The organism is Clostridioides difficile ATCC 9689 = DSM 1296 (assembly GCF_001077535.1).
In the GTDB taxonomy this organism is placed as follows: Bacteria; Bacillota; Clostridia; order Peptostreptococcales; family Peptostreptococcaceae; genus Clostridioides; species Clostridioides difficile.
The window spans coordinates 874,147-887,740 of sequence record NZ_CP011968.1; the positions used below are offsets into that span (position 1 = coordinate 874,147).

Annotated in this window: 11 protein-coding genes; 9 read left to right on the forward strand and 2 right to left on the reverse strand. The window is 30.1% G+C overall.

The genetic code is table 11. The features are described 5' to 3' along the window. Positions 1-146: 146 nt before the first annotated feature. Positions 147-1,070, forward strand: a complete 924-nt coding sequence (locus tag CDIF1296T_RS04435) for a hypothetical protein (RefSeq protein WP_011860932.1) — start codon at positions 147-149, stop codon at positions 1,068-1,070. Positions 1,071-1,074: 4 nt separating this feature from the next. Here CDIF1296T_RS04435 and CDIF1296T_RS04440 read toward each other — a convergent pair whose 3' ends face one another. Beyond that, positions 1,075-1,281: a hypothetical protein gene (locus CDIF1296T_RS04440; RefSeq protein WP_003418305.1), complete on the reverse strand. Its 207-nt coding sequence runs from the start codon at positions 1,279-1,281 to the stop codon at positions 1,075-1,077. A 135-nt stretch (positions 1,282-1,416) separates the two neighbouring features. Between CDIF1296T_RS04440 and CDIF1296T_RS04445 the strand changes: the two genes are divergently transcribed. Continuing rightward, positions 1,417-3,171 (forward strand): B12-binding domain-containing radical SAM protein, encoded by a 1,755-nt coding sequence (locus CDIF1296T_RS04445; protein ID WP_009895768.1) that lies wholly within the window; start codon positions 1,417-1,419, stop codon positions 3,169-3,171. 17 nt (positions 3,172-3,188) lie between these two features. Then, positions 3,189-4,331 (forward strand): tetratricopeptide repeat protein, encoded by a 1,143-nt coding sequence (locus CDIF1296T_RS04450; protein WP_009895769.1) that lies wholly within the window; start codon positions 3,189-3,191, stop codon positions 4,329-4,331. A 171-nt stretch (positions 4,332-4,502) separates the two neighbouring features. On the opposite strand, the gene CDIF1296T_RS04460 is transcribed toward CDIF1296T_RS04450, so the two are convergent. After that, on the reverse strand, positions 4,503-5,426 hold the full coding sequence (locus CDIF1296T_RS04460) for a LysR family transcriptional regulator (RefSeq protein WP_009895771.1): 924 nt from the start codon (positions 5,424-5,426) through the stop codon (positions 4,503-4,505). A gap of 225 nt (positions 5,427-5,651) precedes the next feature. Between CDIF1296T_RS04460 and CDIF1296T_RS04465 the strand changes: the two genes are divergently transcribed. From CDIF1296T_RS04465 to CDIF1296T_RS04490, 6 genes are all read left to right on the forward strand, one after another. Continuing rightward, the gene (locus CDIF1296T_RS04465; protein WP_009895773.1) at positions 5,652-6,230 is read left to right on the forward strand and encodes a sugar O-acetyltransferase; all 579 of its coding nucleotides are present in this window, start codon (positions 5,652-5,654) and stop codon (positions 6,228-6,230) included. 115 nt (positions 6,231-6,345) lie between these two features. Further along, positions 6,346-7,257 (forward strand): bifunctional enoyl-CoA hydratase/phosphate acetyltransferase, encoded by a 912-nt coding sequence (locus CDIF1296T_RS04470; RefSeq protein WP_003436909.1) that lies wholly within the window; start codon positions 6,346-6,348, stop codon positions 7,255-7,257. A gap of 606 nt (positions 7,258-7,863) precedes the next feature. Then, positions 7,864-9,783 carry an anaerobic carbon-monoxide dehydrogenase catalytic subunit gene (gene cooS / locus CDIF1296T_RS04475; protein ID WP_009888525.1) on the forward strand — a complete coding sequence of 640 codons (1,920 nt, stop codon included), beginning with the start codon at positions 7,864-7,866 and terminating at the stop codon, positions 9,781-9,783. A 309-nt stretch (positions 9,784-10,092) separates the two neighbouring features. Continuing rightward, positions 10,093-10,872 carry an ATP-binding protein gene (locus tag CDIF1296T_RS04480; RefSeq protein ID WP_009888532.1) on the forward strand — a complete coding sequence of 260 codons (780 nt, stop codon included), beginning with the start codon at positions 10,093-10,095 and terminating at the stop codon, positions 10,870-10,872. A gap of 248 nt (positions 10,873-11,120) precedes the next feature. Then, positions 11,121-12,797 carry a formate--tetrahydrofolate ligase gene (locus CDIF1296T_RS04485; RefSeq protein ID WP_009888533.1) on the forward strand — a complete coding sequence of 559 codons (1,677 nt, stop codon included), beginning with the start codon at positions 11,121-11,123 and terminating at the stop codon, positions 12,795-12,797. Positions 12,798-12,901: 104 nt separating this feature from the next. Continuing rightward, complete coding sequence (locus CDIF1296T_RS04490) at positions 12,902-13,534, forward strand: cyclodeaminase/cyclohydrolase family protein (protein ID WP_003432265.1); 633 nt, start codon at positions 12,902-12,904, stop codon at positions 13,532-13,534. Positions 13,535-13,594: the final 60 nt, after the last annotated feature.

Consider the following 13,594-nt stretch of genomic DNA (forward strand, 5'->3'; position numbering starts at 1 on the left):
AGTATCGTATAATAATATATAGATAGTAGATTACAATGATTTTTGTACACTACTATCCCCCTATATATGACAGCTTCTTAAACGGGCTGTCTCTTTTTTTTTAATAACAATTTATTTACATTCAATTTTTCAGAAAGGATATATTTATGAATGACGAATTACTAAAAAAAGTCTACACATCTTCTTTTAGTAGTGCAAGTAGGGCTCTTAAAGATTTAACTATAATAAATACAAAATCCTTAATAGATGATAAAACGCAAAGATGTGTGTATATAGACGAAAATAGACTGAGAGATGAACTTATTTACTATAGATTTTATGGAGAAAAAATAGGAAATATCAATTTTTTAAATATTTTATTACCACTAATTTTATCAAATACTAATATTCAAAAAAGTGAAGATGAGGTTATTAAACTAATAAAAAAGTATGTTATTTATTTTAAAAAAGAAGAACTTTTATTTGATTATTTATTAGGTTCTGTAGTGTATAATTCCATTATGCACAATCTTATAAATAATAGTAAAATAGAGTATGTCGAATTACTACAGAGTATTAAAGACAAGATAATAGGATTTTCTATAGAATTAGACAAATCAGATGTTGTAAAATTTCAGATGGCAAGGATTAAAGCAATACAATTAATTGATAAGTACATTGATTTGAAATCTGAAGATTATGATGAAGAAAGTATTTTATTAAATGTTTTAAATGTTCTATATGATGTATATATGGAAGATAGAACTGTAGAAAATGAAGGAATTAATAGCATAAAAAAATCTATATTATCCATTTTGGGTGAAGATAGTAAATTAAATGAAGATAATATAGATTTTATTTTTTCTATGTCCGAATATGTTGTTAAATTGAGAAAATATAAAATTGGAGTTAAGGCATATAATAAAAGCATAGACCCAAGAAGTCTTATAAGACTTGAAGAAGGTAATACTATAGTAGACCCTATATTTAATCAAATAACAGTTATGTCGAAAACCTTTAATGATAATATATTAAGCATAAAAATAAATTCTAAATCAGGTATTTATATATTAAAGTTTAAAAAGGTTTAGGTTATTAGAGTGTGCTATTTTTTTCTAGATAATCTAAAAAATCTTTTTCCTTAGTGTCAGTTAAAAAACATAATTCCTTTACTATATTATTCCTAAGGTCAATGAAATCACTAATTTGAGTATTTTCATTAGTGTATTCAAGAGACTTTATAATAAGTAGTAAATCTCTTTTTGATAAAGAGTTGATAGATACTTTTTCAATTAATTCCATAAAAAACTTCCTTTCCTCACATTACTTGAAATTAATAAATTAATTATATAGATATTATTTAGACTTTACATATACTATTTTAACCTATAAGGGGTACAAAAAGACAGTATAATCTTAAAAAGAGGTGAGAAATATTTGAAAATTTTATTAACAACATTAAATTCCAAGTTTATTCATACAAATTTGGCTATAAGATATCTAAAAGAATTTGTAAGAGATTTGATAGAAGTTAATATGAAAGAATACACGATAAACAACGATTTGGACTATATTTTAAAGGATATATATAAAAATGAATATGATATAATATTATTCTCAACATATATCTGGAATGTGGGAGATATAGTTAAACTTTGTGATAATCTAAAAAAAATTAGACCTAATACTAAAATAGCTTTGGGCGGACCGGAAGTGAGTTATGATAGTTATGAGGCAATGAAAAAGTATGATTTTGTGGATTATATACTTTATGGAGAGGGAGAATTAATTTTTAGAGACTTAGTACTTCACTTGCAAGGAAAGATGGAAATAAATGATGTAAATGGACTTGTATATAGACAAGGCAATGAGATAATAGTGAATAAGCCTATGGAATTACTTCAAGATTTGGATGAGATTCCTAGTCCTTATGAAAACTTGAATCCAAAAGAATATGAAAATAGAATAGTGTATTATGAATCATCAAGAGGTTGCCCTTTTAACTGCCAGTACTGTTTATCATCTACTATTCCAGGTCTAAGGTATTTTAGTTTAGACAGGATAAAGAGTGATTTAAAAGCTTTAATAGATGCAAGAGTATCACAGATAAAGTTTATAGATAGGACATTCAATGCAAATAGAAAAGTGGCTATGGAAATCATGGATTTCCTTATGAAAAATGATAATGGATATACAACTTATCATTTTGAAGTTACAGCGTATTTGATAGATGATAAGATGCTTGAGTTTTTGGCTGATTGTAAAGAAGGTCTTTTTCAATTTGAAATAGGGGTTCAGTCAACGAATGAAAAAACACTTGATGCAGTAGGCAGAAGGGATGATTTTAAAAAGTTGTCTCATGTTGTACAAACTGTAGCATCTTATAGAAATATACATCAGCACTTAGACTTAATTGCAGGACTGCCTTATGAAGATTATAAGAGCTTTGAAAATTCTTTTAATGATGTATTTAATCTAGGTATAGAGCATCTGCAATTAGGCTTTTTAAAGATGATTAAAGGGACAGGTATGAGAAAAGTTGCAGATGAGCATGGTTTTAAATATAAGGATTATGCTCCATATGAGTTTTTATACAATAATTATATAAGCTATGAAGAAACTTTGAAGCTAAAGGATATAGAAGATATACTGGAGAGATACTACAATTCTAAAAACTTTGTGTTATCTATGAGATATATTATAGGCAGATTTTATAAACAAAGCCCTTTTAAATTCTTTGAGGTTTTTGCCAAGTATTTTGATGAAAATGGCTACTTTGATTTGGCACAAGGAAAGAATCAGTTATATAAAATATTGATGGATTTCTATAATGAAAAAATCAACATAGATAATGATGTATTCAACGATATATTAAAATATGACTATATATCACTGGGTAAAACATCAAATATACCACAGTTTTTTAATAAGCTAGATGTGGATGATTTTAAGAATAGATGCCATGTATTTTTACAAGATAATGATAACTTATCAACATATTTACCTAGTTTTGTTGATAAACCAGCTAAACATATAATAAAATATGTTCATTTTGAGCCATTTAGATTTAATGTTGTGGATTTAAAAAATGATATAAATACAGAAATAAGAGAAGTAGAAAATGTAGTCTTATTTGAGTATGATGATAAAAAAATATTTGAGAAATCTAAAACTCATAAAGTAGAGATTTAAGTATTTAGGAGGATAAAATGGATTTTAAGATAGAAAAATATTTGCTAAAAAAAGCAGAAGAATTAGCTTTTATAACTATAAAACATGGTGGAGAGTTTAAATTAAAAAGCTATGAAGTGCCAAAAGGTGGATTAGATGTACCTATAAAAAATGAGGTATTAGTAAAAGGGATAAAAGAAAAGACTGCTCAAGATAAGTTAAATTCAATGTCTATAGCAGATGCAATGATATATATAATTGGAATAGATAGTAAGTTTAAAAACAATGCAGAGTATGAGAAGTTTTTAAATGCTTTATCAAAAGATATTGATTTGGATTTGAAATCGTATATGGGATATATGTCGAGAAAATACTTTGAGATTGGTGAACATACAGATTCTTTAATATATATAAAAGCATTTATAACAATGTATCCAGATGATTTAGATGCAATGTATAACTATGCGATTGTTTGCCAAGAGATAGCTAAACAGTATCAAAAAGATATGGATGATAAGGCAATGAATGCATTCTTACTTGAAGCCATGGCTAAGCTTGAAAAGGTAATTGATGTTGATGAGAATTTTGCATTAGGTTATTATCACTTAGGCTACCATTATTATAATCAAGGTCAATATTTAAAGACTAAGCTGACTTGGGAAGAAGCGTTAAGGCTAGGGTTAGATGCTGATTTAGTAGCTGAGGTACAAGAGAATCTGGGCAAGATGGACTTTAAAGTTCAATATGAAGAAGGATATACACTTGTATTCCAAGGTAAGTTTAAGGAAGGATTAGAGAAGTTACTTCCATTAGAAGAAGAACATATGGATTGGTGGAACTTGCTGTTTATGATAGCACTTGGATATAAGGGTATGGACGAAATAGAGCAGGCTAAGATGTATCTTGAGAAGATATTGATAATAAAGCCTAATCAAGTGGATACTATAGTGGAATTGGGGCTTTGTGAGGCTTATAAGAATAATTTAGATAAAGCAATAGAGTATTTTGAACAAGCGGCTAAGATAAAGGAAGACCCAGAAATACTTTGCAATTTAGGAATGGCTTATTTAAATAATGGTGATATTGATGATGCAACTTACTATATAGAAAGAGCTTATGAATTAAATCCACAAGATGAAATTACTATTGCTTGTCTAAGAGAACTTGGAATAAATAAGTAAGGATATTGTTAAGTTGTATTTAATTTTATTGGTTAAGTGGGGCTATCTCAAAATAGAGATAAGCCTCTTTTTTAGTGCTGAAATGATGAACATATATTTTACTTTGTATAAAAAAGAGTGCCTTATACAGTGCAAAGTTCATTTTGAGACACTCTCACTTTTTATTATGATTTATTTTTCTTTGGGTGTATCCAACTTAGATGTATCCAACATGATAGAAGAAAAATCTTTTTGTATTTGAAGTAAAAATTTTTCTGCTGCCTTTGAAAATATTTGATGTTTTTTCCATATAATATTTAATTTAGCTTCTAAAGGAGGAGATAGAGGTCTAAAACAAAGATTACTGTTTTCTGTAGTATTGACGAGTCTATCTAAACACAGAGCGTAGCCCAGACCTTCTTCTACCAAAAGAGAAGCATTATAAACTAAATTGTATGTTGCAATAATGTTTAGTTTTTCATTACTGCCTTGAAGCCATTTAGAAATTGCTTTATCAACAAGTGTCTGTCTTGAAATAATAAGAGGTATATTGCATAAATCTTTTGGATTTATTGTGCTTTGTGATGCAAGGGCACTATCTTTACGCATTAGTAAACCCCATACATCAGTAGCAGGAATTTGTGCATAATCATACTTCTGTATATTTGCGGGTTCAATTAAAATACCAAAATCAAGCAGTCCCTTGTCTAATTTTTCAGTCACATCATCAGCATTCCCACTAAAAAGGTGATATCTTACATTGGGGTATTTTTGATGAAAATGATGGGCAGTTCTCGCTATAAGTCGCATAGCTTCAGTTTCACCACTTCCTATATATATATCACCACTAATAATCTCATTGGGATTGTCAAATTCTAATTCAACCTTATCAACTAATGATATAATTTCTTCTGCTCTTTTATGTAAAAGCCTACCTTCATTTGTTAAGGTGATTTTTCTATTTCCTCGAACCAATAATTTAACTCCCAACTCTTCTTCAAGTTCCATAATTTGTCTAGAAAGTGTTGGTTGTGTTATATGTAAAAAGGTTGCCGCACCAGATATACTTTCTTCTCTTGCAATTGCTAAAAAATATCTTAATACTCTTATTTCCATAATTATCCCTCCTCAATATTAACTTATTTATTATATAATTATATCAATTTAAATGCTTTTTAAGTATAGTTAAGTATTTAATATAGATATTTGATATAGATATAATTGTATATTACACTAAAAGAAGCAATGATATTTTAATAAAAATAAATTAAATTAATTTTTATTAAAATATTATTTAGAATGTACAAATAAATTAAAGCACATATTGAAAGGATGTATAAAATGAATATCAATGAATTTTTAACACATATCAATCAAAGAAAACCTGTTTCTAGTAAATCAGAAATACATGAATTTATGGTTAAGTTGAGTAATGAGGCAATGAAAATCACAAGTAAGTTAAATTCTTCTTATCATGAACCAGAAGAAGTCCGTAGTTTATTTTCTGAGTTAATTGGAAAAAAGGTAGATGAATCATTTTTTATGTTTCCACCATTTTATACAGATTGTGGAAAAAACATCACAATAGGAAAAAATGTTTTTATAAATAGCAGTTGCCATTTTCAAGACCAGGGGGGGATTGAGATTGGAGATAATACGCAAATTGGGCATAATGTGGTATTGGCTACACTTAACCATGGTATTGCACCAGAGAAACGTGGTACAACTTATCCTTCTCCAATCACAATAGGAAAAAATGTATGGATTGGTGCTAATGTAACTGTAGTTCCAGGAGTTACTATTGGAGATAATGCAATTATCGCTGCTGGAGCAGTTGTAACAAAAAATGTTGCAGAAAATACTATTGTAGGTGGTGTTCCTGCAAAGCTTTTAAGAGTTATTGATGAAATCCCAGAATAAAATATTAAACTGTCTTTTAGTTATATAAATTCTTTATAACATAAAAAATAAATTGAGAAAAGGTATAGCAAATATGGTATTATTTAGTTAAATATATATAAGGGAGGGGTTACTTTTGATAAAAAAATTAGATGATATTTTAGAACAACTTAAGGGAGGAGAGAAAATTGTACTCTCTGTAGCAGCAGCTCATGATAAAGAAGTTTTAATGGCAATAAAGGATGCTGTAGAAAGAAATATAATTACTCCTATATTGGTTGGAAATGAAGGCAAAATAAGAGAAATATCAAAAGAAATAGGATTTGATTTAAGTGGTATCAAAATAGTGGATAAGGATGATATCAAAGAGTGTGCAGAAATAGCAGTTAAATTAGTATCAAGTAAAGAAGCCGACTTTGTAATGAAAGGATTATTAGATACATCTGTCATATTAAAAGAAGTGTTAAATAAAGACTATGGTCTTAGAACTGATAGTTTATTAAGTCATGTTATGGTATATGAGTTAGAAAAATACCATAAATTACTTATAACTACAGATGGAGGTATGAATATAGCTCCTGATTATGAACAAAAGGCAAAGATATTAAAAAATTCTATAAAAGCTGCAAAAGCTTTAGGAATGGAAACTGTAAAAGTTGCATGTTTGGCAGCTAAAGAGAAAGTAAATCCTAAGATGCAAGCAACTGTAGATGCAGATATGTTAGCAAAAGCTTGTAAAGAAGGAGAATTTGGTGAAAATGTAATTGTAGAAGGTCCTCTGGCTTTTGATTTAGCTGTTTCAAAAGAAGCTAGTGAGATAAAAGGGTTTAAAAGTGAAGTATCTGGAGATGTAGATATCATATTGGTTCCAACAATAGAGGTTGGTAATGGAATAGGGAAAGCCTTTACATATATGGCAGACTCTAAATCAGCAGGTATAATTATGGGTGCAAAAGCTCCTATAGTTTTAGTGTCAAGAGCTGATTCACATGAATCTAAATTATATTCTATTGCATATGGGGCTATTGTAGCTAAAAATATGAAATAGGATAAATCGCTTGAAATAAATGAATTAAAGTAGAAAAAATAGTCAAAATGTCTAAATTAATGCTGTATTAAAAAAGTTTTATATAAAAAATAATTATAGCTTCAAATGAATATATACAAATGTTCAATTTGAAGCTATAATTAATATTAAAGTAGGAAAAATAAAAAAATTCAAAAAAATTAGTCCAAAAAATGCTATTCTAAGAAATTTTTACTAATTAAGTTTAGGGAGTAAAAATCTGTAATAAGTCCAAACAGTAGTGAAAGATAATAAATACACAAACAATCTGCAATAATATAAAAATGACTAGAAAAATTTCAAATTTGATTTAAAAAAATCAAAACATAATTTAATTAAACTGAAGTATCAAAAAAGTAGGTTTAGATATTAACAAATAGCCAAAAACAAGCGATAAAATCAACTTAAATTAAGTGTAGAAAATAAAATTTTTATGTATTATCTAATTTTGTTAAAAAAATATTTAAATCTAAAGCAAAGCACTGAAAATTAGTATATAATCAACTTAGAAAGCATTTATTTTATTATTTTATGACATGAAGTCAGTCACCTGGGGGATTTTAAAAATCAAAAAAAGGGGATAGGAATATGGATGAAAAAATGTTAACAATTGATTTAAACAGCCAGAAGATGATAGCTAAAGCTAGAGAAGAAGGCGTAGAAACAATGTATGATAGAAAAGAAGGCTTTAAGGCACAATGTGGTTTTGGTCTTCAAGGTGTTTGCTGTAGAATATGTGGAATGGGACCATGTAGAATAAGCCCTAAGACTCCAAGGGGGTTATGTGGAGCAGATGAGCATACTATAGTAGGTAGAAACTTTGCAAGAATGGTTGCTGGTGGGACAGCTGCCCATTCAGACCATGCTAGAGATATAGCACATACATTAGCATTAGCTGATCCAAATGGAAACTATAAAATAAGAGACGAAGCTAAGTTAATTACTTTAGCTAAAGAATGGGATGTAGAGACAGAAGGTAGAGATATCTATGATGTAGCACATGAAGTGGCAGAAATTGCATTAATGGAATTTGGAAAACCTTTTGGGACATTAAGATTTATAAAAAATGCACCAGAACCAAGACAAAAAATATGGAAAGAATACGCTATAGAGCCAAGAGCTATAGATAGAGAAATTGCAACAATAATGCACTCTACTCATATAGGATGTACTGGTGATATAGATAGTTTAATACACATGAGTCTTAGAACTTCTATGGCTGATGGTTGGGGTGGTTCTATGATAGGTACTCGTCTAAGCGATATCTTATTTGGAACTCCAGTGCCAAGAAGAACAGAGGCGAATTTAGCAGTATTAGAAGAAAATAAAGTTAACATAATATTACATGGACATGAGCCAGCATTATCAGAAATGATAGTTTTAGCATCAGAAGAGCCAGACTTAGTAGCTTTAGCTAAAGAAGTTGGTGCTGATGGAATAAACTTAGCAGGTATGTGTTGTACAGGTAATGAGATTACAATGAGACATGGTGTAAAAATAGCAGGAGACTTCCATCAACAAGAACTTGCAATAATAACTGGAGCAGTTGAAGCTGTAATAGTTGACGTTCAATGTATATTCCCTGCATTAGCTAGAGTTGCAGATTGTTACCATACTAAATTTGTAACAACTTCTCCAAAAGCTAAGATAACAGGTTCAACTTATATTGAATTTAGAGAAGAACAAGCACTTGATGATGCTAAAGCAATAGTTAAAGAAGCTATTTTAAACTTTAAAAATAGAGATAAATCAAAAGTACTTATACCTGAATTAAAATCAGGCGCAACAGTTGGGTATAGTGTAGAAGCAGTAGTAAATCAATTAGACAGAGTTGTAAACTCTCATATAGACCCAGCAGGAACAGTTAAGCCATTAACAGACTGTCTAAAAGCTGGAGTATTAAGAGGAGCAGCTGGTGTAGTTGGATGTAACAATGCTAAAGGAGTTTCAAATGAGGCTCACGTAACAATAATGAAAGAATTAATCAAAAACGACATAATAGTAGTTACTACAGGTTGTGGAGCTTCAGCAGCAGCTAAGTTTGGTTTAATGGAATCTGATGCGGCTGAAAAATATGCAGGTAAAGGTCTTGCAACTGTCTGTAAATTAGTAGGAATCCCACCAGTACTACATATGGGTTCTTGTGTTGATATAAGTCGTATACTAGATTTGGTTGGAGCAGCAGCTAATTACTTAGATATGGATATGTGTGACCTTCCAGTTGTAGGTATAGCTCCAGAGTGGATGTCAGAAAAAGCAGTTGCTATAGGATGCTATGTTGTAGCTTCTGGTATAGACACTTATTTAGGAATAATGCCTCCAATAGCTGGTTCTTCAAGAGCAGTGGATATATTAACTAGTGAATTAAAAGATAAAGTTGGAGCTACATTTACTGTAAATACAAATCCAAAAGAGTTAGCAGCTACAATAATAGAAGATATAGAGAAAAAACGTGTTCACTTTGAAGCATTAGTTGAAGAAAAAATGGCAGAAAAGGCTGAAGCTTAAAAAATAGTGAAGTTATAGAATAAACGTTTTTATAAGAAGTTTCTGGTTGAGTAAAGTTGAATAAAGTCAAATATTAAAGTAAAGAACATCAAAATATAATGAATATACTGAATAAATAAAATATAAACAATATTAAAGAATAATAAAACTATACATGCTGCTTTGAAAAGCTAGTAGGGTAAATTTAATTGGTTCCTGTAAGGACTAGCTGTAGTTTATTTTTAGTGTATAAAAATATAGAGTATAAAAAATATTTAACTGTAAAATTAACTACTAAAAAGCAAATAGTAATAAAAGGTGGTAGGGATTATGAAGATAGCAATAACAGGTAAAGGTGGAGTAGGTAAAACGACTTTTTCTTCAATGCTCTCTAGGATGTTTGCTGAAGACGGATACAGAGTTGTTGCTGTTGATGCCGACCCTGATGCTAATTTAGCTTTAGCACTAGGTTTTCCAAAAGAAGTATATGAATCAATAGTACCTATATCAGAAATGAAAAAATTAGTTTCAGATAGAACAGCTGCTTCTGTAGGTTCATTTGGAAAAATGTTTAAGATGAATCCTAAAGTAGACGATATCCCTGAAAATTTCTGTAAAGAATACAATGGAGTAAGATTACTTACATTGGGAACCGTAGATTCTGGTGGTACTGGATGTGTATGTCCAGAGCATGTTCTTTTGAAGAGACTCTGCTCACATTTAATACTACAAAATAAAGATGTAGTCGTTATGGATATGGAAGCAGGAATTGAACACTTAGGAAGAGGAACAGCCCAAGGTGTAGATGCTTTTATAGTAGTTGTAGAACCAGGAGAGAGAAGTCTACAGACTTATAGAAAAGTTAAGAAACTTGGACATGATATAGGTGTAAATAAAGTATTTGTAGTAGGAAATAAAATTAGAAATAAGGAAGATGAAGAATTTATAATCCAAAACTTAGAAGATGGAGAATCTTTAGGATTTATTTATTATAACCAAGATGTTATTGATTCTGATAGAGCCAATCAATCTCCATATGATTCTAGTGAAACAACGAAAGAACAGATTAAAGCAATAAAAGATAAATTAATGTCACTTAAGGATAAATAAAATAGATAGAAATTTTGATTTGGGATTTTAAGTTGGTTAAAGGTTAGACATAGGCAATAGATAGGTAATAAGTAAGTAATTAGATAAATAACTAGCTATTAAGTTTGAATATTTTAATAGCTTAGTAGCTAGTTTTTAAGTAATTTTACATGTATAATTATCTTATAAAATATAATTTTTACATATTAATACAATTTTTACAAAAATTATATTTTAAATCTATTTAGGTTGTGGGAGGAGATTCAGTTATGGGATTTAAATCTGACATTGAAATAGCTCAAGAAGCTAAGCCTCAAGATATTAGAGAGGTTGCAAAAAAATTAGGACTAGGTGAAGATGATGTAGAACTTTATGGTAAATACAAAGCAAAAGTTGACTACAATCTACTAAAAAGAGAGACTGGTAAAAAAGCTAAGTTAATACTAACTACAGCTATAAACCCAACTCCAGCAGGTGAAGGAAAAACTACTACTACTATAGGTGTTGCTGATGCATTTGCTAAACTAGACAAAAATGTATTAGTTGCTTTAAGAGAACCATCTCTAGGACCAGTATTTGGTGTTAAAGGTGGAGCAGCTGGTGGGGGATATGCACAAGTTGTTCCTATGGAAGATATAAACTTACACTTCACAGGAGATTTTCACGCTATAGGAGCTGCTAACAATCTTTTAGCTGCTATGCTTGATAACCATATTCACCAAGGAAATGCACTTAGAATAGACCCTAAGAAAATAACTTGGAGAAGATGTGTAGACATGAACGATAGACAACTTAGAAATATCGTTGATGGTATGGGTAAAAAAGGTGATGGAGCAGTTAGACAAGATGGATTCGATATAACTGTTGCTTCTGAAATAATGGCAGCGTTCTGTTTGGCAAGTGATATATCTGATTTAAAAGAAAGATTAGGAAACATAATAGTTGGATACAGCTACGAAGGTGAACCTGTAACAGCTAGACAATTAAAAGCTAATGGTGCTATGGCTGCATTATTAAAAGATGCTTTAAAACCAAACCTAGTTCAAACTCTTGAAGGAACACCATCATTTGTACACGGTGGACCATTCGCAAATATAGCTCATGGATGTAACTCTGTTATAGCTACAAGAATGGCTATGCACTTTGCAGATTATGTAATAACTGAGGCTGGTTTCGGTGCTGACCTTGGAGCAGAAAAATTCTTAGATATAAAATGTAGAATGGCAAACTTAAAACCAGATGCTGTTATAATAGTTGCTACTGTAAGAGCATTAAAATACAATGGTGGAGTTGCTAAAGCAGACTTAAATAACGAAAACCTAGAAGCTCTTGAAAAAGGACTTCCAAACTTATTAAAACATGTTGAAAACATAACTCAAGTATATGGATTACCAGCAGTTGTTGCAATCAACAGATTCCCACTTGATACTGAAGCTGAACTTAAACTTGTTGAAGACAAGTGTAAGGAATTAGGTGTTAATGTTGCTCTTTCTGAAGTATGGGCAAAAGGTGGAGAAGGTGGAATTGCAGTAGCTAAAGAAGTTTTAAGATTATTGGATGAAGAAGAAAATAACTTTAGATTCTGCTATGAAGATGATTTATCTATAAAAGACAAGATAAATGCTATAGCTACTAAGATTTATGGAGCAGATGGTGTAGATTATACTCCTGAAGCTGATAAGGAAATAGCTAACTTAGAAAAACTTGGATTTACTAAAGTTCCAGTATGTATGGCTAAGACTCAATATTCTTTAACTGATGACCAAACTAAATTAGGTAGACCAACAGGATTTAGAATAACTGTAAGACAAGCAACAATTTCAGCAGGAGCTGGATTTATAGTTGCACTTACTGGAGAAATAATGAAGATGCCAGGATTACCAAAAGTTCCAGCAGCAGAAAAAATAGATGTTGATGAAAATGGAGTAATAGCTGGATTATTCTAAGGAAATTAATTTATAAATAAAGAGTAGGAGATATCTTAAAATAGTTCGTAAAATATCTCGAACAATTTGAGATATTTTCCTACATCCTTTCAAGGAGGATTATCATGAAAATAGCAGATAAAACTTGTGTTGATTTTGTAGAAGTACTATCTTCCAAAGAAGCAGTACCAGGTGGTGGGGGAGCTGCTGCACTAGTAGGTGCAATAGGTATGGCTTTAGGTAGTATGGTATGTAACCTTACAATAGGGAAGAAGAAGTATGCTGAGTATGAAGAAAGTGTAAAAGAGATATTAAGTAAGGCAGGAAAGTTAGAAAAAGATTTATTAAAAATGATAGATGATGATGCAGAATGTTTCTTACCATTATCAAAAGCTTACGGGCTTCCTAAAGAAACAGAAGAAGAAAAAAGAATAAAAGCAGAAACAATGGAAAAGGCATTAAAAGTTGCTTGTGAAGTACCATTAAACATAGTAAGAGTTTGCTATGAAGCTATTAAGTTACATGAAGATTTAGTTGATAAAGGTTCAAGACTTGCTATAAGTGATGTTGGTGTAGGAGTTCAGTGTTTAAGAGCTGCTATACTTGGTGGACAATTAAATGTAGTTATAAATATAAATTCTATACAAGATAAAGAATATGTTAATAAGGTAAAAACAGAAGTAGATAAGTTAGTTGAAGATGGTGTAAAAATTTGTGATGAAGTTTATGCCAAAGTTGAAAAAGCTCTTGGAAAATAATTTTTAAATGACGAAAGTAGATACTATGTTATTAATATGTGGTATATAGAATAAATTAAT